The 24,767-nt window shown below is 41.0% G+C and carries 25 protein-coding genes and 1 other annotated feature; of the genes, 22 read left to right on the forward strand and 3 right to left on the reverse strand.

Annotation, left to right across the window (positions count from 1 at the left end):
• Positions 1-73: 73 nt before the first annotated feature.
• The 17 genes from polA to pepF all read left to right on the forward strand — a co-directional run bounded on the left by polA (position 74) and on the right by pepF (position 19,036).
• Positions 74-2,737: a DNA polymerase I gene (gene polA / locus BM049_RS00235; RefSeq protein WP_091527709.1), complete on the forward strand. Its 2,664-nt coding sequence runs from the start codon at positions 74-76 to the stop codon at positions 2,735-2,737.
• 70 nt (positions 2,738-2,807) lie between these two features.
• Complete coding sequence (gene mutM, locus BM049_RS00240) at positions 2,808-3,641, forward strand: DNA-formamidopyrimidine glycosylase (RefSeq protein ID WP_091528221.1); 834 nt, start codon at positions 2,808-2,810, stop codon at positions 3,639-3,641.
• Entirely contained in the window at positions 3,617-4,252 is a 636-nt protein-coding gene (coaE, locus tag BM049_RS00245; protein WP_245751802.1) for a dephospho-CoA kinase, read from the forward strand. Before mutM ends, coaE begins: the two co-directional genes overlap by 25 nt.
• Before the next feature lie 49 nt (positions 4,253-4,301).
• Positions 4,302-4,769 (forward strand): transcriptional regulator NrdR, encoded by a 468-nt coding sequence (nrdR, locus tag BM049_RS00250; protein ID WP_091527711.1) that lies wholly within the window; start codon positions 4,302-4,304, stop codon positions 4,767-4,769.
• A gap of 19 nt (positions 4,770-4,788) precedes the next feature.
• The gene (locus BM049_RS00255) at positions 4,789-6,186 is read left to right on the forward strand and encodes a replication initiation and membrane attachment family protein (protein WP_091527712.1); all 1,398 of its coding nucleotides are present in this window, start codon (positions 4,789-4,791) and stop codon (positions 6,184-6,186) included.
• The gene (dnaI, locus tag BM049_RS00260) at positions 6,186-7,115 is read left to right on the forward strand and encodes a primosomal protein DnaI (protein ID WP_091527714.1); all 930 of its coding nucleotides are present in this window, start codon (positions 6,186-6,188) and stop codon (positions 7,113-7,115) included. The genes BM049_RS00255 and dnaI overlap by 1 nt, the downstream gene beginning before the upstream one ends.
• 45 nt (positions 7,116-7,160) lie before the next feature.
• Positions 7,161-7,386, forward strand: a binding site (T-box leader).
• Positions 7,387-7,438: 52 nt separating this feature from the next.
• Positions 7,439-9,370 carry a threonine--tRNA ligase gene (thrS, locus tag BM049_RS00265; protein ID WP_091527715.1) on the forward strand — a complete coding sequence of 644 codons (1,932 nt, stop codon included), beginning with the start codon at positions 7,439-7,441 and terminating at the stop codon, positions 9,368-9,370.
• A gap of 252 nt (positions 9,371-9,622) precedes the next feature.
• Positions 9,623-10,126, forward strand: coding sequence for a translation initiation factor IF-3 (gene infC / locus BM049_RS00270; RefSeq protein WP_091527717.1), 504 nt, complete (start codon positions 9,623-9,625; stop codon positions 10,124-10,126).
• A gap of 69 nt (positions 10,127-10,195) precedes the next feature.
• Positions 10,196-10,396, forward strand: a complete 201-nt coding sequence (rpmI, locus tag BM049_RS00275; protein ID WP_091527719.1) for a 50S ribosomal protein L35 — start codon at positions 10,196-10,198, stop codon at positions 10,394-10,396.
• Between the two features lie 40 nt (positions 10,397-10,436).
• Complete coding sequence (gene rplT, locus BM049_RS00280; RefSeq protein ID WP_091527720.1) at positions 10,437-10,796, forward strand: 50S ribosomal protein L20; 360 nt, start codon at positions 10,437-10,439, stop codon at positions 10,794-10,796.
• A 263-nt stretch (positions 10,797-11,059) separates the two neighbouring features.
• Complete coding sequence (gene hemG, locus BM049_RS00285) at positions 11,060-12,457, forward strand: protoporphyrinogen oxidase (RefSeq protein WP_091527722.1); 1,398 nt, start codon at positions 11,060-11,062, stop codon at positions 12,455-12,457.
• Positions 12,458-12,591: 134 nt separating this feature from the next.
• Positions 12,592-13,335, forward strand: a complete 744-nt coding sequence (locus BM049_RS00290) for an MBL fold metallo-hydrolase (protein WP_091527723.1) — start codon at positions 12,592-12,594, stop codon at positions 13,333-13,335.
• A 12-nt stretch (positions 13,336-13,347) separates the two neighbouring features.
• On the forward strand, positions 13,348-14,367 hold the full coding sequence (gene lplA / locus BM049_RS00295) for a lipoate--protein ligase (RefSeq protein WP_091527726.1): 1,020 nt from the start codon (positions 13,348-13,350) through the stop codon (positions 14,365-14,367).
• 291 nt (positions 14,368-14,658) lie between these two features.
• Positions 14,659-15,066 carry a transcriptional regulator SpxA gene (gene spxA, locus BM049_RS00300; RefSeq protein WP_091527727.1) on the forward strand — a complete coding sequence of 136 codons (408 nt, stop codon included), beginning with the start codon at positions 14,659-14,661 and terminating at the stop codon, positions 15,064-15,066.
• A gap of 205 nt (positions 15,067-15,271) precedes the next feature.
• Complete coding sequence (locus BM049_RS00305; RefSeq protein WP_091527729.1) at positions 15,272-15,913, forward strand: adaptor protein MecA; 642 nt, start codon at positions 15,272-15,274, stop codon at positions 15,911-15,913.
• A 119-nt stretch (positions 15,914-16,032) separates the two neighbouring features.
• Entirely contained in the window at positions 16,033-17,109 is a 1,077-nt protein-coding gene (locus BM049_RS00310; RefSeq protein WP_091527730.1) for a competence protein CoiA, read from the forward strand.
• A gap of 115 nt (positions 17,110-17,224) precedes the next feature.
• Complete coding sequence (gene pepF, locus BM049_RS00315) at positions 17,225-19,036, forward strand: oligoendopeptidase F (protein ID WP_091527732.1); 1,812 nt, start codon at positions 17,225-17,227, stop codon at positions 19,034-19,036.
• Between the two features lie 128 nt (positions 19,037-19,164).
• Here the strand turns inward: pepF and BM049_RS00320 are convergent, their stop codons facing one another.
• Together BM049_RS00320 and BM049_RS00325 are read right to left on the reverse strand one after the other, a co-directional pair.
• The gene (locus tag BM049_RS00320) at positions 19,165-19,785 is read right to left on the reverse strand and encodes a DsbA family protein (RefSeq protein WP_091527734.1); all 621 of its coding nucleotides are present in this window, start codon (positions 19,783-19,785) and stop codon (positions 19,165-19,167) included.
• Between the two features lie 278 nt (positions 19,786-20,063).
• A complete protein-coding gene (locus BM049_RS00325; RefSeq protein ID WP_091527735.1) occupies positions 20,064-20,642 on the reverse strand; it encodes a CYTH domain-containing protein in 579 nt (192 codons plus the stop codon).
• Positions 20,643-20,737: 95 nt separating this feature from the next.
• Between BM049_RS00325 and yjbM the strand changes: the two genes are divergently transcribed.
• From yjbM to BM049_RS00350, 5 genes are read left to right on the forward strand one after another with little or no spacing between them, the layout of a single operon-like run.
• Entirely contained in the window at positions 20,738-21,358 is a 621-nt protein-coding gene (gene yjbM / locus BM049_RS00330; protein WP_091527737.1) for a GTP diphosphokinase, read from the forward strand.
• 25 nt (positions 21,359-21,383) lie between these two features.
• Positions 21,384-22,211 (forward strand): NAD kinase, encoded by an 828-nt coding sequence (locus BM049_RS00335; protein ID WP_091527738.1) that lies wholly within the window; start codon positions 21,384-21,386, stop codon positions 22,209-22,211.
• Positions 22,186-23,112, forward strand: coding sequence for an RluA family pseudouridine synthase (locus BM049_RS00340; protein WP_091527740.1), 927 nt, complete (start codon positions 22,186-22,188; stop codon positions 23,110-23,112). The genes BM049_RS00335 and BM049_RS00340 overlap by 26 nt, the downstream gene beginning before the upstream one ends.
• Positions 23,087-24,079, forward strand: coding sequence for a ComEC/Rec2 family competence protein (locus tag BM049_RS00345; protein ID WP_091527741.1), 993 nt, complete (start codon positions 23,087-23,089; stop codon positions 24,077-24,079). Before BM049_RS00340 ends, BM049_RS00345 begins: the two co-directional genes overlap by 26 nt.
• 5 nt (positions 24,080-24,084) lie before the next feature.
• Positions 24,085-24,330 (forward strand): hypothetical protein, encoded by a 246-nt coding sequence (locus BM049_RS00350; RefSeq protein WP_091527743.1) that lies wholly within the window; start codon positions 24,085-24,087, stop codon positions 24,328-24,330.
• Here BM049_RS00350 and BM049_RS00355 read toward each other — a convergent pair.
• A complete protein-coding gene (locus BM049_RS00355) occupies positions 24,327-24,761 on the reverse strand; it encodes a GNAT family N-acetyltransferase (RefSeq protein ID WP_091527745.1) in 435 nt (144 codons plus the stop codon). The genes BM049_RS00350 and BM049_RS00355 overlap by 4 nt on opposite strands.
• Between the last annotated feature and the right edge of the window lie 6 nt (positions 24,762-24,767).

Genomic DNA, 24,767 nt, shown 5'->3' on the forward strand with positions numbered 1-24,767 from the left:
GGTACGTTCTCTTTTTCTATCTCTGAAATTTTGGTACTATAGTCTTAGGAATAACAACTGGGAGTGGAGTATATTGACCGATAATAAAAAGCTGCTTTTAATAGATGGGCACAGCGTAGCGTTTCGTGCGTTCTATGGACTGCATAGTCAACTGGAAAGAATGAAAAACAGGAACGGGCTGCATACAAATGCGTTATACGGTTTTCACAACATGCTGGAAGTCATTGTGGACAAAGAGAAACCGACGCACGCTCTCGTAGCTTTCGATGCCGGTAAAACGACATTTAGACATAAATATTTCGAAGAGTACAAGGGCGGACGCTCCAAAATGCCCTCTGAATTTGCAGAACAGATCCCCTATATGAAAGATCTGTTAAAGGGGTTTGGTCTGAAAAGCTATGAACTGCCGGATTACGAAGCAGATGACATTATCGGCACACTGGCCAGAGAAGCAGAAGAAAAGGGGTTCGAGGTCGTCGTTCTGACAGGGGACAGAGACTTGACCCAGCTGGCGTCTGACCATGTACGTATCGACATCACGAAAAAAGGTGTCAAAGACCTTAAAGAACATACAAAAGATTCCATCCAGGAAGAGATGGGAATCAGCCCTGAACAGATCGTTGATATGAAAGGTTTAGCGGGCGATGCTTCAGACAATATTCCCGGCGTAACAAAAATCGGAGAAAAGACAGCACTTAAACTGCTTCATGAATATGGATCCGTTGAAAACCTGTATGAACATATTGATGAAATGAAAAAATCAAAGCGTAAAGAGTATCTGATTGACGAAAAAGAAACAGCTTTTTTAAGCAAGAAACTGGCTACGATAGACCGGGATGCACCTGTTGAGATTTCTCTCGATGAGCTGGAATATGAAGGTCAGGATATGGAAGCACTCATCTCTTTTTACAAAGAAATGGACTTCAATTCCCATTTGAGCAAGCTGGATACGTCCGGCTATATGGAAGAGCTGGCTGAAGACGTCACGGAAATCGATTATACCTTCGCAGAAGAAATCGATGCATCCATGTTCAAGGATGATATGGCGCTTTATACAGAAATGCTTGATGAGAACTACCATCATTCGGAAATCATTTGCGTGGCTTGGGGAAACAAGGACAATGTATATGTTGCAGATCCGAAGACTGCTTTTAAATCTGAGGCATTCAGGAACTGGGTCGAAGACGAAACGATGCAAAAAGTTGTCTATGATGCCAAACAGACCTATGTTGCACTGAACAGACATGATTTGACCATAAAGGGAATAAGCTTCGATATCATGCTGGCGTCTTATCTGCTCACCGCCGAGGACAGCAGCAGCGGGGACCTTGTGGATGTGGCGGTCAAGCATGATTATCAGGGCGTTTCACCGGATGAAATGGTTTATGGAAAAGGCAAGAAAACCAGCAGACCGGAAGACGAATCACTGATGCATGATCACTTAGCCCGAAAAGTCTTAGCTATAACTGTTCTTTCAGAAACGCTCGACAAAGAACTGAAAGAAAATGAACAGGAAGATTTACTGAAAAAAATGGAACTGCCGCTTGCCATGGTCCTCGCAGAAATGGAGATTCAAGGAATCACCGCAGATGCTGAGCGACTGGAAAAAATGAAAGGTGAATTCCAGGAAACTCTTGATAGAGTAGAAAAGCAGATATTCGAAGAAGCAGGCGAAGAGTTCAATATCAATTCGCCGAAACAACTAAGTGTTATTCTCTTTGAAAAAATGGGCTATCCGGTGATCAAGAAAACAAAAACAGGCTATTCTACTGCTCAGGATGTCCTTGAGAAATTGAGAGACCAGGCACCGATCGTCGAATATATTCTGGAATATCGTCAGATATCTAAAATTCAGTCGACCTATATCGAAGGTCTGTTAAAAGTGATCGACCCTGAAACGAGCAAGATACACACCCGTTACCTGCAGACTGTTGCGCGGACCGGCCGGTTAAGTTCGGTGGACCCCAACCTTCAGAATATTCCGATCCGACTGGAAGAGGGCAGAAAAATCCGCCAGGCCTTCATCCCTAGAGAAAATGGATGGAAAATATACGCGTCTGATTATTCCCAGATCGAGCTGCGTATTCTGGCTCATATTTCAGAAGACGAGCATTTCATCAAAGCCTTTAATGATGACGAGGATATCCATACCACGACTGCTATGCGCGTATTTGATGTGGATGATGCTTCTGACATCACTCCGAATATGCGTCGTGATGCAAAAGCCGTGAATTTTGGGATCGTCTACGGTATCAGTGACTATGGCTTGTCTCAGAATTTGAATATCACGAGGAAAGAGGCAAAAGAGTATATCGATACTTATTTTGAACGTTTTCCTGGAGTGAAGAAATTCATTGATGACATAATCCGTCAGGCCAAAGAACAAGGCTACGTTGAGACGCTGTTCCATCGCAGACGTTATTTGCCGGATATCAACTCAAGAAACTTCAATTTACGATCGTTTGCCGAACGCACCGCTATGAATACCCCTATACAGGGAAGCGCTGCGGATATACTTAAGAAGGCCATGATCGAAATGAGTAAACGGCTCAAAGAAGAAAATATGCAGGCAACGATGCTGCTGCAGGTCCATGATGAACTGATATTTGAAGTGCCTGAAGATGAGATCGGAAAACTCGAAAAACTCGTAGAAGAAGTCATGGAAAACACGGTAAAACTTTCTGTGCCTTTGAAGGTCGATAGCAGTTATGGAGACAGCTGGTACGACGCAAAATAATAAAGATCAAGAAGCGGGATTGTTTCTCGCTTCTTTTATTGAATTTAATACTAAAGAAAGAGTTGAGAATATGCCTGAATTACCCGAAGTGGAAAATGTGCGAAATGGATTAAAGCAGCTGATCGTCGGAAAAAGGATCACAGGTGCACGCGTATTGTGGCCCAACATCATAAAGGATCCTTCGGTAACTGAATTTAAACAAAGGATAGAGGGACAGGAAATCAAAGATATTCGACGACGGGGCAAATTTTTATTGTTTGTCCTGAGTCGTGATGTCCTGATCAGCCATTTGAGGATGGAAGGGAAATACCGTCTGGAAGGACCGGAAGTCCCCTTGACCAAACACACCCATGTGATATTTGAACTGGATTCCAAAGAAGAACTCAGATACCTGGATGTAAGGAAATTCGGTAAGATGAGTTTAGTTGAAAAAGCTGATCTGGATGAACATCCATCGATGAGAAGTCTGGGACCTGAACCAACAGACGACACTTTGGAAACAATCTATTTAATAAAAGCACTGAAAAAAACAGAGCGTCCTGTCAAAGCCTGTCTGCTTGATCAGAAAATCGTAGCGGGTATAGGGAATATTTACGCTGATGAAATCTTATATGATGCCTATATCCACCCCGAAAGAAAAGGCAAAGAACTGAATGAAGATGAAATCAAGCGATTAAGAGATTCTATCATCAGTATCATGAACAGAGCCGTAGAAAAAGGTGGCACGACTATCCGTACGTATGCGAATGCGTATGGAGCTGAGGGCAGTTATCAGGAGTGTCTGGCTGTGTATGGAAGAACCGAAGAAGTGTGCCCACGATGTCAGCATACGATCAGAAAAATCAAAGTTGGCCAGCGGGGGACTCACTACTGTCCGCAATGCCAAAAAGCAGGGAGGGAATAGCTATCGCACATGTATTAGGATTGACGGGAGGCATAGCCAGTGGAAAGTCGACTGTCAGCCGATATTTTAAAGAGTCAGGATTTCCCGTCATAGATGCGGACGTCATTGCCCGAAAAGTCATGGAACCGGGGGAACCTGCCTATTTAAAAGTGATTGAACACTTTGGTCAGGAGATCTTAAACAAGGACCGGTCCATAAACAGAAAGAAATTAGGGAACATCGTGTTTAATGACAGCGAGAAACTGCGTCAACTCAATGCGCTTGTTCAAAAAGAGATTTTCACTGAAATAATGAAGAAAAAGCGTGAATTGAGTCAAAACGAACATAAACTGATCGTGCTTGACATACCACTGCTGTATGAGGCCGGCTATGATAAGGCAGTTGATGAAGTCATGGTGGTGTATGTGGATTATTCAACACAGTTGAGTCGGTTAAAGAAACGAGACCAGCTTGCAGAAGGAGCTGCTGTTAAACGCATAGAAGCACAGGAGCCATTAAAATCCAAAAAAGACAAAGCGGATGTCGTTATCGACAACAGTGGATCACGCGAACAGACAAAACGGCAGATCGATGACTGGTTGACAGAAAATGACTATTCGTCACCACTATAGTCATATGGTATAATAACCTTAAGAAATCCAAAGTAAAGGGCTGAAATACATGCATTGTCCAAGATGTCAGCACAATGGAAGCAGAGTGATAGATAGTCGGCCGGCTGACGATGGTCGGGCTATCAGAAGACGACGTGAATGCGAGAACTGCTCGTTTAGATTTACTACATTTGAGAGGATCGAACAAAGTGCTATTTTAGTTGTCAAGAAGAATGGCAACCGTGAAGAATTCAGCAGAGAAAAATTGCTCAGGGGTATTAGACGAGCATGTGAAAAACGTCCAGTTACAGCAGAAGATCAGGAAAATGTCGTAAACAAAGTAGAGCGGAAGATCCGTGATCTAGGACTTAGTGAGGTACCATCAACAAAAATCGGTGAATATGTCATGGAAGAACTTGTCGATTTGGATGACGTCGCTTATATCCGCTTTGCAAGTGTTTACCGTCAGTTCAAAGACATTGAAGTCTTCATGCAGGAGATGAAGGAACTGGAGAAAAAGAGAAAAGATAAAGAGTAAGTGAAAGGATAAACACATAATGAGTTACCCATGGAAAAATCTTCGCCCGAAAGATAGTCTGATACTGACAAAGACAGACATTTTATCTGATTTAAATGTATCCACTGTCCTTTCTTTATATCAGCCTTTAATGGGCGTACAGGCAGCAAGTCTGTATCTGCTGATCAAGGAATATCTGGATACCTCTGAGGTCAGAGAATTGACCCTGTCAGATGTTCTCGCTCAACTGGATATAGGCCTGCGGGAATACTATGAGTCACGGATCAAACTTGAGGCCTATGGATTGCTGAAAGTCTACAAGCATAAGGAGGATGAAGAGACTTATTTATTGAATATCGAAGCCCCCCTGCATCCAAAGCAGTTCTTCCAGGACACGATGTTGAGAATGCTGCTGACTGAAAAACTGGGAGAACGTCTCGTTTCTGAATTAAAGAAAAAATACATCAAAACGGCTCATTTAACTGAACGATACAAAGAAATAACAAAGTCTTTCCATGAAGTGGTCCATTTTAATATGGGAAACTATACCGAAACATTCAATACCGTAGATATGCCCAGTCAGTCGACTAAAAGATCACCGATGGATGATGTATTAAAAGACAGTGATTTCGACTGGGACTTTTTCATCTCGGGATTAAATAAACATTTTATCAGCACCAGATCTCTTACTCCTGACATAACAAAACTGATCGAAACCTTTCATTCGATATACGCTATCAATGAACTGGATATGCAGAAGTTTGTCATGGAATCTGCAGATATTACTTCTGGAGAAGTCAGTGAAAAGAATCTGACTCGCATTATCCATAATCATTTTTTAGGTAAATCGAAACAATTTAAACCTGAACCTGAATCTGCTCTTGATGATAAAAAAAGAATGCAGGAACTGACAGCGAAAGGATTTAAACCGGAAGAAATCGAAATCGTCTTACATGCTGAAAAAACACAGCCCTATGCATACTTGAAATCCATTAAACAGCAGAAAGGCGGATATGTCACGTCAAATGAAACATGGCTGTTAAAGGAGCTGGTTGAACAGGCCCCGTTATCCACAGCTGTGATCAATATATTGATGAATTATATCCTGGTCGTGAAAAACGCGCCGATGCTGGAGAAAAATCTGGCCAGTAAAATTGCCAATGACTGGGCTCAGAATAAAGTGAGTTCGCCCGAAGAGGCTATGCTGAAAGTGAAGGAATTATATGATTCGGTCCGGGATAACAACAGTCAGAAACAATCCCGGCCTAAGTCCAGCTACAAATCGAGCTATAAATCTTCTGCAAGCAGTAGAAAAGAAACCTTACCTTCATGGGCAAAAGAAGCTCAGCAGACAGACGAGAGATTAAGTGTCGAAGAAGAAGAAGCTTTCAGGGAAAAACTGAGAAAAATCCGAAAACAGAGAAGTGGTGACCAATAATGGAAAGTCTTAAAAGTCAACTGGAAAAGATGATGGACGCCAGCAAATTGAACGAGACATATAGAGATATCATGAAAAACCAGGTCTTCACTGATCCCGATGTCCGGGAATTCCTGTCAGCGAATAAAGAGCGTCTGGATAAATCAGCGATCGAAAGAAGTGCCTCAAAACTTTATGAATTCGTTTCAGAAAAGCAGAAAGCACAAAATATGAAGGGGGGGCTTGCCCCGGGGTATGAGCCAAAGCTTATCCTGAACAACCATCGAATCGATGTGACCTATGAACCGACGCCTGAACTGATCAGCAGGCGGTCAAAAGAGAGGATCATGAGTCGAATAAACTCAGTATTCATGCCCAAAGACTTGAAATCAGCTTCATTTGAATCGTTTGAAGTAACGAAAAAAAGACAGGCGGCTGTAGAAAAAGCCATGCTGTTTATTGAATCGTATCTTGATAAACCCGAGGCTTTCCATAAAGGCTTATATTTACATGGTGCTTTCGGTGTGGGGAAAACATACTTGCTGGGAGCCATCGCTCATGAACTATCCGAACAGGGACATCCTTCGACGATCGTACACTTTCCAACGTTTGCAGTTGAAATGAAAAATTCGATAGGAAAAAACACGACGGAAGACAAACTGGACAGTTTCAAGCGAGCAAAGATCCTGATGATCGATGATATTGGAGCAGACTCCATGTCGTCCTGGATCAGAGATGATGTTTTAGGTGTGATCCTTCAATACCGTATGCAGCAGGAACTTCCGACGTTCTTTACTTCGAATTTCGATATGGACCAGCTGGAGAATGAACACCTGACTTTTTCACAGCGTGGAGAAAACGAACCATTGAAGGCGAAGCGTATCATGGAAAGAATCAGATTCCTGGCTGAAGAAGTAGAGATGTCCGGAGAAAACAGAAGACATAAATAGGGGCGGAGTATTGTAAAACGAATGAACTTATGATACGATCATTACAATAAAACGAAGAGAAAGACAGCTGTGACAGCGTAGCTTTTCAGAGAGAGAATGACTGCTGGGACATTCTTAAGACTAACTGCCGCAGACCCCTTTCGAGTACTATTTTGAATCCTGAGTAAAAATAGTCGCAGTCTCAGCGTTATCGAGTAATGAAGATAGAATGTACACGTGTACTTTTCTATAAATTTTGGGTGGAACCGCGTATGATTCTGACGTCCCATTGAATGAGGTATACTTATTCAATGGGACGTTTTTATATATAAGGAGGAATAAAAATGGTCGAACAAATCAATGTCACACTGCCTGACGGTACAGTCAAAGAAGTGGAACAGGGCTCAACACCGAAAGATATAGCCGGGAGTATTGCCAAGTCTTTAGAAAAGAAGGGACTGGCCGCAAAATGGAATGGTGAACTCATAGACTTCAGCCGTGCATTAAATGAAGACGGGATGCTTGAAATCATCACACAAGATCATGAAGATGCCTTGTCAGTCCTTCGCCATTCAACAGCTCATCTGATGGCTCAGGCCATCAAACGCCTGTATCCTGATGCGAAATTTGGCGTAGGTCCGGCTATCGAAAATGGTTTTTACTATGATACAGATACGAGCGAACCGATCACAGATGAAGATTTAGGTAAAATTGAAGATGAGATGATGGCAATCGTCAAAGAGAATCTTCCTATCGTGAGAAAAGAAATCAGCCGGGAAGAGGCATTAACGTTATTTGAAAAGGATCCATACAAAACAGAACTGATCAATGACTTGCCGGAAGATGAAGTCATCTCGATCTATGAACAAGGCGAGTTCGCCGATCTCTGTCGTGGTGTCCACGTTCCTTCAACAGGACGGATCCAGGTCTTTAAACTTCTTTCTCTGGCAGGCGCCTACTGGAGAGGTAATTCAGATAATAAAATGATGCAGCGCGTCTATGGTACTGCCTTTTTTGACAAAAAAGCACTGAAAGAATATCTGAAGATGCGTGAAGAAGCGAAGCAGAGAGACCACCGCAAACTGGGTAAAGAGCTGGACCTGTTCATGCTCAATCCGGAAGTCGGTTCTGGTCTGCCGTTCTGGCTGCCGAAAGGGGCAACGATCAGACGAATCATCGAGCGTTACATTACAGACAAAGAGATCAATCTTGGTTATGAGCATGTCTACACCCCCATCATGGCTAACGTGGATTTCTATAAAAAATCAGGTCACTGGGATCACTATCATGAAGACATGTTTCCGCCGATGGACATGGGTGATGGAGAAATGCTTGTCCTGCGTCCAATGAACTGTCCGCATCACATGATGGTCTTTAAAAATGATGTTCGCAGTTACCGAGACCTGCCTATCCGCATTGCCGAACTGGGTCAGATGCACCGCTACGAAAAGAGTGGCGCGCTATCCGGTCTGCAGCGTGTCCGTGAAATGACACTGAACGATGCGCATGTCTTTGTCCGTCCGGATCAGATCAAGGAAGAATTTAGACGTGTGGTCAATTTGATGCTGGCGGTATATGAAGATTTTGATATAACGGACTATCGTTTCCGCCTAAGCTATCGTGATCCTGAGAATACTGAGAAGTATTTTGATGACGATGCCATGTGGCTGAAAGCAGAATCGATGCTGAAAGATACCCTGGACGAGATGGGTCTGGAATACTTTGAAGCCATGGGCGAAGCAGCTTTCTATGGTCCAAAACTTGACGTACAGGTGAAAACGGCTTTAGGTACAGAAGAAACACTGTCTACTGTTCAATTGGACTTCCTGCTGCCTGAACGCTTCGATTTGACATATGTCGGCGAAGACGGCCAAGATACTCACCGCCCAGTCGTCATTCACAGAGGGATCGTTTCAACGATGGAACGTTTTGTTGCCTATCTGATCGAACGCTACAAAGGGGCATTTCCGACATGGCTGGCGCCAGTCCAGGCTAAAATCATCCCAGTCAACCTGGATATCCATGGTGATTATGCGAAAGACCTGCAGGAAAAACTGTCATTACAAGGTCTGCGTGTGGAAGTAGATATGCGTAATGAAAAAATGGGCTATAAAATTAGGGAAGCTCAGACACTCAAAGTCCCTTATCAGCTTGTCATTGGTGACAGTGAGATGGAAGAGGGCACGATTGCCGTACGTAAATATGGTGAGAAGAAAACAGAGACGGTTGATTTGGATGCATTCATCGAACAGCTGAAAACAGAAGGCAAAAAATAAAAAGTTGAACAATGATTTGACAATACAGATCATTGATGATATTATTAAAAAGTTGAGAAAACAAAGCAGAAGCCCCCGCTTCTCGCCTAAGTGATGCAAATCTCTGGGCAGATATGAACGTATATATAATTAAACGCAATGACTTGTGTTTTTATGCGGAGATAAGGCGGGATTTCTATAGTAAATAGAAATGTCGTCTTTTTCTGTGTTTTTCTCGCAAATACTTTGGAGGTGACCACCATAGCTAAAGACATGATTGTCAACGATCGTATTCGTGCTAATGAGGTACGGTTGATAGGTAAAGACGGTGAACAGATAGGAGTCATTTCACGTAACGAAGCATTGAGATTAGCAGAAGATGCCAGTATGGATCTGGTTCTTGTTTCTCCTAATGCCAAACCCCCAGTGGCTCGTATAATGGATTACGGAAAATATCGCTATGAACAACAGAAAAAAGAACGTGAAGCAAGAAAAAATCAGAAAGTCGTCAATGTTAAAGAGATTCGTTTGAGTCCGACGATCGACGACCACGATTTCAACACTAAATTGCGTAACGCTCGTAAATTCTTAGATAAAGGCGATAAAGTAAAAGTTTCTATTCGTTTTCGAGGTCGAGCTATTACTCATAAGGAAATCGGACGTGAAGTGTTAGAACGCATGGCGGAAGAAACATCTGATATTTCACAAGTTGAATCTAAAGCTAAAATGGATGGCCGCAGCATGTTCTTGATGCTCGCACCGAAAAGTGAGAAGTAATAAGCAATAGAATCAGCACGTTATGATTCTGCTTAAAATTTTAGAGAAGAGTATTGGAGGAAAAGTATTATGCCTAAGCAAAAAACGCATAAAGGATCAGCAAAACGTTTCAAAAGAACAGGATCTGGTAAACTAAAAAGAAGTCACGCAAAACGTAGCCATATGTTTGCGAATAAAACGCAGAAACAAAAACGTAAATTACGTAAGTCTGCCATGGTTTCAGATAGTGATTACAAACGTATCAAACAGCAATTAGCTTACATGAAATAAAAATTTAGATTTCTAGGATTGTATTGAAGGAGGAAAAACAATGGCACGAGTAAAAGGTGGAGTCGTCACTCGCAGACGCCGTAATCGCGTATTAAAATTAGCTAAAGGATATTATGGTGCAAAACATCGCTTGTTCAAGGTTGCAAAACAGCAAGTAATGAAATCATATATGTATGCTTACAGAGACCGTAAGCAGAACAAACGTAATTTCCGTAAATTATGGATCGCACGTATCAATGCTGCGGCACGTATGAATGGTTTAAGCTATTCTAAATTTATGCACGGACTAAAAGTTGCGGGCATCGATATGAACCGTAAAATGCTGGCGGACTTGGCAATCAACGATGCAGCAGCATTTACATCATTGACAGATCAAGCTAAAGAAGCATTAAATAAATAATTAAATGAAACCATATGACAGTGAGCGATGATCGTTCAGTGTCATATGGTTTTTTTTATTAATACAATGTTAATCATACAGTAAAGTTAATTTAATGAATTTTGTTCACTTCATGGTATAATAGAAAAGATTGCTTGAATTAACAGAAAACGTCACAGCTTATCGATAAAAGAGGAATAAGCTGTCAGTGAGCAAGGCTTTGTTAATTCTTGTAAAGACCAATGAAATGTTTCAATTTAATTATAGTTTGTGAGGTATGATGAATGGATAAAAATAAAAAACAAATCGCCATTATCGGGAGCGGCGTAACCGGCCTCACTACTGCTTATCGCCTGCAGCAGCAGGTCATTAAAGAAAAGCTTCCTGTCGAAATCATTGTTTTGGAGTCTTCCATCCGTTCAGGAGGAAAACTCTATACCATGAAGTTTGGTGACGAGTTTATTGATTTAGGGGCCGAGTCGATTGATACACGCCTGCCTGAAGCAATGGAACTGATCAGAGAGTTAAATCTTGAGGACGAAGTGGAACTAAGCCAGAATGGTAAACAGGATGTGTACGCATTCAACAAGTTGTATTATTTTGACTCCCCGACTTACAAAGGGATCCCGGTCAGAAGGACAGATGTATGGAAATATGATTTAGTGTCTTTTCAAGGTAAACTATCTTTTCTGAAAGATACATATTTTTCTGGATCAGAGACAAAAGAAGAACTGACAACCAAACAGTATCTGGCTAAGCGCATTGGAGAAGAAATGGCTGAGTACGTCGCTGAACCTTACTTTTCCAAAATTTATTCCAGTGATATCGATGAGATCGGAATTCACGGTTTCAACGAACCGATAATCAAATTAGAAAAAAAGTACGGGACATGGACGAAAGCTCTGGAGAATCATCCGGAAATGTGGGACGGTGACGGCGCATATGCGACCTTTAAAGAAGGCCTGGAGACCCTGACAAAAGAATTGACAGAAAAAGTCAGTCATACTATCCGTTTCTCTAAAAAAGTGACTGAAATCAAACAAAGTATCAATAACACCTATATACTGGATATAAATAAAAAAGAGCAGCTGAGAGTCGACTCAGTCATTGTTGCGACTGATTCCGGTTCCTACAAGGAATTGTTTAAAGATATCGATCTCAGCGATTACTTCAAAGATATAAAAATGGGATCAGTTGGTTTTCTATTATTCAGCTTTCCTAAAGGTTCGATTAAGAATCCGCCGAGAGGTAATGGGGTCCTGTCTGTCAGAAGGAATAATTCGTACATTCAAAGTATCGTATGGTTGAATAAGAAATGGAATCATTTCAAGGATAAAGACGAAGAACTTCTCGGTGTCTATTTTGGCCGTAGTGGGGACGGCGTCATGATGTCCTTAAGTAACAGGCAGATAGAAGAAGAAATACTTAACGACGTCTCGATCATGCTGAGTGTGGAGAACGAGCCTAATTACAAAATCATCAAGCGCTGGCCGAATGCTATCCCCCAGTTCACCTTGATGCATGAAGAAAAAAGAAAGAACTTGTTTGATTTCTTGAGTGAAACATATCCAGGTTTATATTTAGCCGGGAATGGTATTAAAGGATTTGGCATCAATAATTGTGTGGCTCAAGCGAATGAAGTCAGCCGGGAGACTCTTGAGTATCTCAAAAAAACAATATAGTGTTTTTTTGCAGTGTTATGAGCAGATCCAGAAAATAAACAGCTAAATCTCTGAAACTGAAAGAGATTTAGTTGTTTTTTTTTGACCTTAAACGTATTCTAGTAGTAGAGCTAAGTGAAAGAGGGGAGAATAATATGAAGTTAACGGTGCTGGGTTATTATGGCGGTTATCCTGCCAATGGTGTAGGAACAAGTGCTTACCTGATTGAATCAGAGGGGTTTCGTCTTCTCTTGGACGTCGGCAGCAGCAGTCTGCTGGCTTTAGAGAAGTATGTCGATCCCATAAAACTGGATGCTGTGCTTTTATCCCATTATCATCATGACCATATCGCAGATCTGGGTGTTTTGCAGTTTACGCGATTACTAAAAAAGGATGAGCATGGGAACAAACCGCACCTGCTGCCTATATATTGCCACGATGAAGATAAAGAAAATTTCGCAAAAATGACATTTGAAAATGTCAGTCAAGGCATTTCCTATATTAAAGAACCTGAGCTGACGATCGGACCATTTAAAATAGAACATATGAAAACTCTTCATCCGGTACCCTGTTATGCTTTCCGGATCACTGAGATAAAAACAGGTAAGGCAGTAGTGTTCACAGCTGATTCAGGCTATAAAAAGGACTTTATAGCCTTTTCGGATAATGCTGATTTACTTCTAGCAGACAGTAACTTTTTCAGGGGTATGGAAAACCACTCTGTCCATATGACAGCCAAGGAATGTGGCAGAATTGCTACGCGAGCCGGTGTGAAAAAACTGGTGCTTACTCATTTGCCGCAAAAAGGGGATCTAAACCAGTTAGTTGAAGAAGCAAAGGAAGAAGCACCTGATATACCCGTACAGTTGGCGCAAAAAGATATCACAGTAACCATTTAAGGAGAGATAACGATGTATTATGTAAAGAATGAACGTGATGGTCAGGAGATACATGACCCAAAACTCAATTTGGCCATAGAGTACTACTTGTTGAATGAAGTGAAATTGGATGAACCGATACTGCTCTTCTATATCAATGACAATTCGATCATTATTGGAAGAAATCAGAATACCTATGAAGAAGTCAATACGGCTTATGTCGAAGAAAATGGGGTAGATGTCGTACGCCGATTTTCCGGCGGTGGTGCGGTGTATCACGATATGGGTGTTTTATGTTTCTGTTTTATTACTGAAGACGATGGCAATTCATTCCGGGACTTCAAAAAATTCACTTCTCCAGTGATAGATGCTCTGCATCAGATGGGGGTAGAAGGAGCTGAATTAAAAGGAAGAAACGATTTGGTCATAGATGGCAAGAAATTTTCCGGGAATGCCATGTATTCCAAGAATGGAAGGATGACTGCTCATGGAACATTGATGTTTGATTCTCAAATCGAAGCAGTCGTTAAAGCGCTGAAACCAAAAAAACATAAACTGGAATCGAAAGGCATCAAATCCATCCGAAGCCGTGTAACGAACATCAAACCCTTCCTGGATGATTCCTATCAGTATATGAATGCCAAGGATTTTCGGGAACAGCTGCTTCTATATATCTACGATACAGACTCCAAAGAGAATATAAAGGAGTATGTCCTGACAGAAGCCGACTGGGAAAAAATAGATGCCTTTGCTGCTGAATATACAGCGAACTGGGATTGGAATTATGGGAAATCCCCTGAATTTGATATGGAACGCAGCGAGCGTCTATCTGTAGGAACAGTGGAAGTGAAGATGAACGTCAGAAAAGGTAAGATCGAAGATATTCGTATATTCGGTGATTTCTTTGGGTTAGGAGAAATCGAAGACGTTGAAAAAGAACTGCAAGGGATTCCTTACACAAAAGAAGCGATAAGAGAAGCCATCAACCAGGTGGATGTGAACAAATATTTCGGTAAAGTAGACACGGAGGAATTAGTCGATCTCTTCTACTGATCAACTTTAAATGATACGAAGCGACGTGCCTGCTGGTCAGCGGGCACGTTTTCTTATATACTATTTCGTTCAAATTGTAATTATTATAATCGGTAAACAGCATCCATGTTATTAAAGGGTGGAAAAACGTTGATTTAACAGGTTTTTTTAGTTTTATAAAAAAACATCACGTATTTTTGACAAAGAAATGACAAAAAGGGGTTTACAATTTGTCACATTTAAGCTACTATAATAACTGTAGACAGAGTCATTAGAAACTATTAATCAAACAAGCGAAGGGAGAAATACATAATGGTTACATTATTTACAACACCCAGCTGTACATCTTGTCGAAAAGCAAAGGCCTGGTTAGAGGAGTACGACATCCCTTATAAAGAGAAAAACATGGCCCATACCCCTTTAGAAATCAATGAAATAAAATCGATCATGCGTTTAACTGAGGATGGAACGGAAGATATCATTTCTACTCGTTCAAAAGCATTCAAAGAACTGAACATCGATATAGACGAACTTTCAATGAAAGAATTGTTTGTTCTGATTCAGGAAAATCCAACCCTGATCAGAAGACCGATAATCCTCGATGACAGACGATTACAGATCGGATATAATGAAGATGAAATACGCCAGTTCGTGCCGCGAGCAATCAGAGAAGTAGAACTTCAAAAAGCCCAGAGGCTGGTAGCATTAAAACAAAGCTGAATATAATAAAAGGATCGGCAAACAGATTGCCGATCCTTTTATAAGATAAAGATAAGGTCAGAGGATTTATAAAAGTTGTGACTTGTATTTAAACAGTACCTTTTGTATAATAACTAGAGTGCAGTTTTTTTCGATTGCACGTTAAGAGAAAAGTAAATTTATCCCACAGGGACGTTTATTCCAAGGAAATGTGAGGTGTGGAATAATGGAAATTGAACATATCAACGACGATACGATTCGTGTGGTCATTGAAAATACTGATTTAGAAGAACGTGGTATCACTTTTCTTGATCTTCTGGGGAATCAGAAACAGATCGAAAAATTCTTTTATAGTATATTAGAAGAAGTTGATATCGATGAAGAATTTCAGGAATCTGAAGCAGTCACTTTTCAAGTCATGCCGAATAATAATGGATTAGAATTATTCATCAGTAAGGGAACAAATGGTAAAGAGGAATTAAATTCTTTAGACATGCTGAAAGATCAGTTAAACAAAAATACAAACCAGAATGAGGACTCACTTGATGAAGTTGATGAATATGCTAAAGGTAATAATCCGACCAAAGAAGCAGTGGTTGCTTTAGAGAGCTTTGAACAATTGATAGCCTTGTCTAAATCATTGTATTTAGAAAGCGGGATGTCCACTCTTTACAGCTATAAAAACAAGTATTACCTCCACATAACATTCTTTGTCGAAGAAATGGTAGAAAAGACAAGCGATGAAGAACTGGCAATTGCTCTGGAGTACGGAAACAAGACAAAAACAACACCCGAAGTATTAAATGAATACGCTGAAAAAATAATGGAATCAAACGCACTAGAATTGACGCGTTATTACTTCAAATAAAACAAACAATATAAGAAAGAACCTGCAGAATTTCAGTTCTGCAGGTTTTTTTTCGTTAAAAAATAAATAAATAGTAAATATTAATAAGTGAGGATATTAAAACGTAAAGAAGGGATACTATGTTTACTGCATTGAATAAGCAGCACCATCTGGTAACGGCGAGCGAGTACACCGGTGAGAGGCCATGCTACTGCCCGGGTTGTCGGGAAGAGGTCATATTCAGAAAAGGTAAAATAAATCAGGCGCATTTTGCTCATAAAAATCAGAGTCTCTGTCAGACTTTCTCGGAAGGAGAAACAGTTGCCCATATCGAGGGGAAACTGCTCCTGTATCACTGGTTTAAAAAAGAAGAAATCGAGGTCGAGCTCGAAGCCTATCTACCTGAAGTGAATCAGAGACCAGATCTGCTGATTCAGTACAATGGGTTTTCGGTGGCAATTGAATATCAGTGCAGTCCTATATCGAAGGAAACAATCAGAAGCAGAACAGAAGGATACAACCGGAATAATATCAAAGTGATCTGGATACTAGGTGAAAAATTAAAGGTGAACAAAGCACTCACCACGCGCCACTATGAATATCTTTCCTTAAATACGCATGGATCATACCATCTGTTTCAACTCGATGGAAAGGAAGAACAGCTGGAAGTTATTACAGATATTAAAGGGTATGGTACAAGACAGTCATTTATGATCAACAGGATCGATTATGAGGACGACATCTCCTGTGTGGTAAACATAGTTGAACGCCGATGGCATAATAATTTTCCTGTTTTAAAGTCCAGAATACATGAGGAAAAAAACTTATACCGGCTCTCATTTTATAAAGATCAAAGAGCAAAACGTTTTTTCGAACTGCTCTATTACAATAATATGCATATAAAGACCTTGCCTGATGTAATATTTTACAGTGTTTCAAAAGAATGGTTCATTCGGACATTTTCTTATCAATGGAAACTGATACTCGTTCTGTGGTTGGAAGACTTACATCCGACGCAGGTCATCACTACCGCCGCCCTCAATCGAAAGGTAAAGGGATGGGAGAAAGAGGGAGAAATCATTTTTCATTATTTGCCGGCTATAGAGGAGGATATCAAGATCCTGCCATTCTTTCAGTTTTTGAACCTTTTATGTGACAAAGGTTATTTGTATGAAGTAGCTGAGCATAAATGGGTTCGCTCGGGTACTATTTTATAACTATGAATATTTAATGAGTAAAGATAATGATAAGATTAACAAAAAGAAAGATATTCTATTAGTTTTCAAATTATGTTATCATTAATATGTTGATAAAATTTTAGGAGGATATTTAATGGCTGAATCAAAAGCTTTACCGTTAAGAGAAGAAATACCAGTCGAACAGACTTGGGACCTTACTGTCATCTATAAATCTGATGAGAAGTGGGAAGAGGACTTTAATGAGACTCAAAAATCAGTAGAAGAAGTGAAAGCCTTTCAGGGCAAATTAGCTACCGACAGCGAGACTTTCCTTGAAGCACTTGAAGCGATGTTGAATCTGTCAAGAAAAGTAAGCGCTCTTTATGTCTATGCGCACCTTAAAAATGATCAGGATACAGCGAACAGTACATATCAGGCGATGAACGACCGGGCACGTTACCTTGCAGCCTTGTCTCAGGAAGCCACTTCCTGGTTTGAACCTGAATTGATCGCGCTGCCAGAAGAACAGCTGTCCGGTTATATTGAGGAACAGGAAGCACTAAAACAATATAAACATTATATTACCCAGCTGACTGCAAACAAAGCTCATGTGCTTTCAGCTGAAATGGAAGCACTGCTGGCAGCAGCCAGTGAAGTCCTGACCTCTTCCAGTCAGACTTTCAGCGTATTGAACAACGCAGATCTGAAGTTTCCTATGGTCAAGGGAGAAGACGGGGAAGAGGTCCAGTTGTCTCACGGAATGTATGGAGAATTGCTGGAAAGCACGGACAGAGAAGTAAGAAAAGATGCCTTCGAAAAAATGTACGAGGTTTACGAAAGTTTCAAGAATACATTTGCCAGCACGCTCTCAGCAAATGTCAAGCATCATAATTATCAGGCTAAGGTCCATCGCTACAATTCGGCAAGAGAAAGTGCCTTGTCAGACAATCACATCCCGGAAGCTGTGCACGACACGCTGATAGAGGTCGTTAATGATCATTTACCACTGCTGCACAGATACATGGATCTGAGAAAACAGGTTCTGGCACTGGATGAACTGCATATGTATGACTTGTATACACCGATCACAGGTGAAGCCAGCCTGAAGTTCACGTATGATGAAGCAAAAGAAAAAACGTTTGAAGGACTGGACGTTCTAGGTTCTGAATATAGAGCTGTACTTGACGATGCTTTTAACAGCCGCTGGATCGATGTCGTTGAAAATAAAGGGAAGCGCAGTGGTGCCTATTCTTCAGGTATGTATGATACCAATCCGTATATCCTGCTTAACTGGCACGATTCACTCAATCACCTGTATACACTCGTTCATGAACTGGGCCACAGTGCCCACAGTTACTTTACGAGAAAAAATCAGCCTTACGTTTACGGGAACTATTCGATTTTCCTGGCTGAAATTGCTTCAACGACCAATGAAAATCTGCTGACAGACTATCTATTGGAGACGACAGAAGACCCTAAAGCCAGAGCTTATGTTTTGAATCATTATCTTGACGGATTTAAAGGAACGGTATTCCGTCAGACACAGTTTGCAGAATTTGAACACTTTATGCATGAAGAAGCTGCAAAAGGCACGCCGCTCACAGCCGATTATTTGAGTGAAAGTTACAGAAAACTGAACAGCAAGTATTATGGAGATGCCGTTGAAAAAGATGACGCCATTCAATATGAATGGGCACGCATACCGCATTTCTACTACAACTACTATGTCTATCAGTATTCTACAGGTTTCTGCGCTGCTACAGCATTGGCTGACAAGATCCTTAATAAAGAAGAAGGAGCACTGGACAAGTATCTGTCCTATCTGAAAGCCGGAAGCAGTGATTATCCGATCGAAGTAATGAAAAAAGCAGGCGTGGATATGACCGAAAGAGATTATTTAGAGAGAGCAATGAAAGTCTTTGAAGAACGACTGGATGAACTGGAAAAAGCTCTGGCGTCCATTTAACTCATCTGATCAAACATCAATGAGTTAGTTCCATCTTTTTATCCTTTCAATGTAATAAAAAACAGCCCGTCTCGAGCTGATCGCAATAGCTGAGACGGGCTGTTTTACATATATTTAATTTAAAGATTTTACACCATTTGAATCAGTGACAGATGTTTTGGGGTCGATTTCTTGAGCTGGATTTTTTCATCTGAGAAGCCATGCAGTATCTGTTTAGTAATGGCGGTATCTAAACGATAACCGTATTCGTCATCACCGCTTGGATACAATACACAGGATGGGGCATTTTGTATTTCCATTTCCTGTGCCAGCTTCTGATCTTTTTTGAAGGCCGCTTTAGTAAAATCAGACTCGAAATCTTCTTCGAACATTTCCAGATCCAGTTTGATCATCTCGGCTATTTGAGTAAATAATTCTTTTGTGACTTCTTTTCCTTCATTGATCACTTTATCCTGAAGGGCCATCAGGAATTTTCGGCCTTTCTTCTTGCCCTGCATGGAAGCGGCCTGAAAAGCTAAGCTGGCATGAAAGGAATCGGTGTAAAGCTGATTGCGGTTGGCTAATGTCTGGTTTTCTTTTTCTTTCATAATGTTTCCTATCGTATGGAAATTGAGTAAGGGAATAAAACGTACTTTAACTTTTTCGTCACGTTCATTGGAAAACGACTCTATAATTTTCTCGGTTTCATAACAGGTTGGCCCTAAGGGGTTTACAAACAGGAAAACTTCAATCATATCATTTAAAAACATCTTTAGCACACACCTAATTTTTATTTTTTTATTAGTCAGTATAATAGTTATCCATAGTATGGTATTTCGACTTCACATTATACCTGCTGAGTGTCAAGCAAGTTGAGATCTGTAGCGTCGAGATTTTGCTCTGTCAGTAAGTCTTCATAATCCTTGTTGATTACATTATATAGACTAACAAATATATCTCGTTTTTTGTAATATTCTGCTTAATTAAAAGGCAAAAAAGGCTGTTATTGTGACGAAAATGTCACAACACGTATAAAAAAGGCGAGAATCTACTGAGCAGCGTCAAAGGCGCGTGCGATTTTATTCTGAGTGGCTCTTTCTGGTATAGCATGGTCATTTAGGATTTGGGCAAATAATTTTTTGCCTGTAGCTTTTGAATCAGATTCCACTTCAAGTTCATAGTCTATCTGATTCGAATAATAACTTTTATCAAGTACGATAATGGAATGAGGGTTCACAGCTTCCAGCCGCTCCGTTTTAAGCTGTGCGATCTTGAAAACATCCTGTTGTACTGAGATATTTTCCTGTAGTAGAACAGAGTGAATTGCCTTCGGCAAAGAAAATGATCCAGCTGTAATCAGTTCCCGCGCTCTTTTAGGACTAATGTCCAGGGTAGTCTCAGTATGGTGGCCTTCAAAAGGGGTTTTCAGCGTCATTTCGGCTGAATTGCCTTTTATACGGATGCGGAGTGCACATTGGGCCTTTTTCAATCTGTAATCTTTCGTGTCGAAATAATAGTTTTCCTGAACCTGTGGTGAGGCTTTATCAGTAAATAATATGGCCTTTAATTTATCGTATTCCTGCTTAGTTAACAGGTTTTTGTACTCGATTTCTACTTCTTGTCTCATATAGATAGTTAGACCCCTTGCTACGGTATTTTTTGAAAATATGTTACAATGATATCAATAATAATGACTAAATCAAAGTAAAGAAGGTGAAGGATATGAATAGAGATTGGGAACTATTCCTGCTTCCTTACAAACAGACAGTGGATGAACTAAAAGTTAAACTACGCGGCCTGAGAGGGATGTATCAGTTAAGGAAAGAACATGGCCCTATCGAGTTTGTTACGGGCAGAGTAAAGCCGATAAACAGTATTATAATGAAATCAAAAACAAGAGGTATTTCTTTAGATAAACTTGAGACTGATATGGAAGATCTGGCAGGTATCCGAATCATGTGTCCCTTTGTGGAAGATATCCACGATGTTGTATCTATGCTGAAAAAACGAAATGATCTGACGGTTGTCTATGAAAAAGATTATGTGACCAATAAAAAAGACAGCGGGTATCGTTCATATCACCTGATATGCGAATATCCTGTCCAGCTGATCGATGAAGTGAAAGTGGTTTTAGTGGAAATCCAGATCAGAACGCTCGCTATGAACTTCTGGGCCTCCATAGAACACTCACTGAATTACAAGTATCAGGGTGAGTTTCCTGAGGAAATCAATAACCGGCTACAAAAAGCTGCAGAATCAGCTTTTCAGTTGGACGAAGAAATGTCTACCATTAGAGAAGAAATAAAGGAAATCCAAAAAAACTTCCGTTATTCTCAAGAGTAATTGATGTAAAGGAAGGAAAGTCAACGTGAAAATAGCCATTGTACAGAATAACACCCAGGAATCATTACCTGTTGTAAGGCAGCTTAGAGAACTGCTCAGTGAGGCGGATCTGGAAATTGTGACGCAGAAACCGGATATCATTATTTCAGTCGGTGGAGACGGGACTCTGTTGTCTGCCTTTCACCGATATGCCCACTTACTGGACACTGTTCGATTCATCGGTGTCCATACTGGCCACTTAGGCTTTTACACAGATTGGAGACAGTACAATCTTTCAGAACTGGTCAACAGTCTAAAAAATGATAATGGAGAGTTCATCCAATATCCGCTTTTGGATGTTGAAGTTGTTTATAATAACAGGCGCAAGAACAAGCATTTTCTGGCATTGAACGAGTCTATCGTCAAGATAACTGACGGCACTCTCGTCGGAGATGTTTATATTAAAGAAGAACATTTTGAACGATTCAGAGGCGATGGCTTATGTATCTCTACACCAACCGGTTCAACAGGTTATAATAAATCGATCGGTGGAGCAGTTCTGCATCCCAGACTGGAAGCGTTGCAGCTGACAGAGATTGCTTCTTTGAACAATCGTATTTTCCGTACACTCAGTTCTCCCATGATCATAGCGCGGGACGAATGGATTAAAATAAAACCTATCGACACAAAAGAGTTTACTTTAACAATAGATCAGTTAGTTTCATCAGAAACTGATGTCGAGTACATACGATTTCAAATTGCAAAAGAACGCATCCGATTTGCCCAGTACCAGCATACGCATTTCTGGGATCGTGTGGAAGACGCATTTTTAGGAGCTAAAATGAATAATGAAAATCGAATGGACAGTCACTAGTCAGACCCCTATGACTTTAAAATCATTTTTAAAAACGAAACGCATTTCCAAACGTCTGCTTGCAAAAGTTAAATTTCAGGGAGGACGTCTGGAAGTCAACCGGGAATTGTGCAGAGTCAGAAAACAGGTATCAGAGGGAGACATCGTCACTCTTTGTCTGCCGGACGAACCCGCTAATGACCATTTGAAAATTTCAGACCAGGAAATCACTGTCCTGTTTGAAGACGAACATTTCCTTATCGTTGACAAGCCAAGCAACGTGCCTTCAGTGCCTTCTTCGCTCTATAGTAATCACACGATGGCTAACCGAGTAAAAGGTTATATTGAAAAAGAGGACTATAGACACAAAACGATACACATCGTTACACGGTTGGATAAAGATACCTCCGGGGTCATGATTTTTGCCAAACATGGCTTAGCGCACTCCTATCTGGATCAGCTCTTAAAAGAAAAAGAATTATACAAGGAGTACATTGCGTTTGTAGAAGGTAAACTGGAGAAATCATCGGATCTTATTGACAGACCGATCGGGCGTATGGAGGATTCTATTATAAAAAGACAGGTGACCGCATCTGGAAAACCTTCTTTGACGGAATATTGGGTTCAGAAGCGATACCCTGAGACGACCCAGGTGAAAGTTCAGTTGCATACGGGTCGCACCCATCAAATCAGAGTGCATTTTTCTGATATCGGCCACGCTTTGCTCGGGGATGCTCTTTACAATCTGAAATCAGCAGAAAACAGGATAGACAGACAGGCTCTTCATTGTAACCGAGTCAGGTTTGACCATCCCTTCACCGGTGAAGGACTGTCCGTGGAAGCCCCCTTACCGGATGATTTAACAAGATTATCTAGTCAATTGGAGAGTATGAGCAGTGAAGAGAAAAAACAAACGAAATAATTCAGCGAAAAGTAGAACACGATCGGTTTTACTGACGACACTGCTTGTCAGCATTGCTTTTTTGTTGGGATCGTGGACAGAAAGAAGTAATCTATCCTTTCAGTGGATCAATGATTATGTAAGTGAAATCACTGAGTATGTTAGGACTTATCGTATCCCCTTTAGTGAAGATGAGATAGAAGAAAATATAGCTGAACTGTACTTTTTTGATGTCGGTCAAGGAGCATCGACGCTACTGCAGGCCTATGACGGTACAACTATCCTGATCGATACCGGTAGATCTGACGACAGCGAATTCAAAATCATTGATTATCTTAATGAAGAGATCGGTGTAGGAGGCGTGATCGATCTGCTGATCTTCACTAACAACGATGCCGATCATATCGGTAACGGGGATATCGTCCTTGAGTATTTTCAAGTTGAGGAAGTTTGGATGAACGGTATGGATCATACCTCTCAGACCTACAGTGACCTGTTAGATGCCATGCTGGCAGCAGACGTCACATACCGTGAACCCAAAGCCGGTGAGAAAGCAGAAGTGGGGCCTTTTCTGATTCAGATCCTTCATCCGCTCAAAGATGAAAGAGAACGCACCCAAAATGATCAATCGATCGTTACACGCATCTCAATAGGAAAGACATCACTGGTGCATTCTGGTGATGTCGACACCGAAGTGGAGAAACGTATAATAAATGATAATCTAGGGTCCCTTCATGCGGCTATCATGATTTTAGGACATCATGGCTCCAGCACCAGTACAAGTGCAGACTGGCTGGAAGTAGTGGAACCTGAAGTGGCTGTATATCAGACCGTTCCGGAAAGTCATTATGGTCCCCTTCATAAAGAAACAATGGAAAAAGTTGCGGGGCATTCTGCTGAATTACTTGGAACGGACACGCACGGGGCTATCCAGATCAATGTGAAAAAGGATGATCACTTGGAGATTTTTACTGAGGAGGAAGACTGATCTATGTGGTGTTAGAAGAAATAGAAGACCATGTTGCCCGTCTCGTTCCGGAATTATCCGATGAGCCACTATATGTACCTGTAACGACACTCCCCGACTCATTTGAAATCGGGGATGTTTTTCGTGCTGAAAAGGGGCAAGGCTCAAAGATATGTCTAAAGAGAGACCTGAAAGAAAATGAGGCTACGCGCTCAAAAAGAAAACGACTATTGAGTAAGTCGCAGAACGAAAAAGGGGAAAACGCTGATTAAATTTTTTTCTGCATGAAATGATGAGGGATGCCTGCATCTAGAAAACCGTTTCCTTCTACGCTGTAGCCTTCTTTTTCATAGAAAGGAATGGCGTGATCTTGTGAATCCAGAATAAGACGAGAACCATCTAACTGATTTTTGGCTATAGCCTCAATGTGCTTCATCAGCTGTCTCCCGATGCCGGCTTTACGACTGGAAGAAAGAACGGCCACCCGTTGAACCTTGATGGAGCTGTCATCTTTTTTTAGTAAACGAGCGGTACAGATAGGGGTGCTGTTCTCATAGCCTACGATATGCAATGTCTGATCCTCTAATTCATCTATCTCCAAAGAAGGATCCACATGCTGTTCCTCGATGAAAACTTCCGCTCTGATGGCGATCGAATCCCGGTAGACTTCAGATAATGTATCTGTGGTTGTTTTAAAATCCATTGTATC

It is taken from the genome of Alkalibacterium subtropicum (genome assembly GCF_900112455.1).
Taxonomy (GTDB): domain Bacteria; phylum Bacillota; class Bacilli; order Lactobacillales; family Carnobacteriaceae_A; genus Alkalibacterium; species Alkalibacterium subtropicum.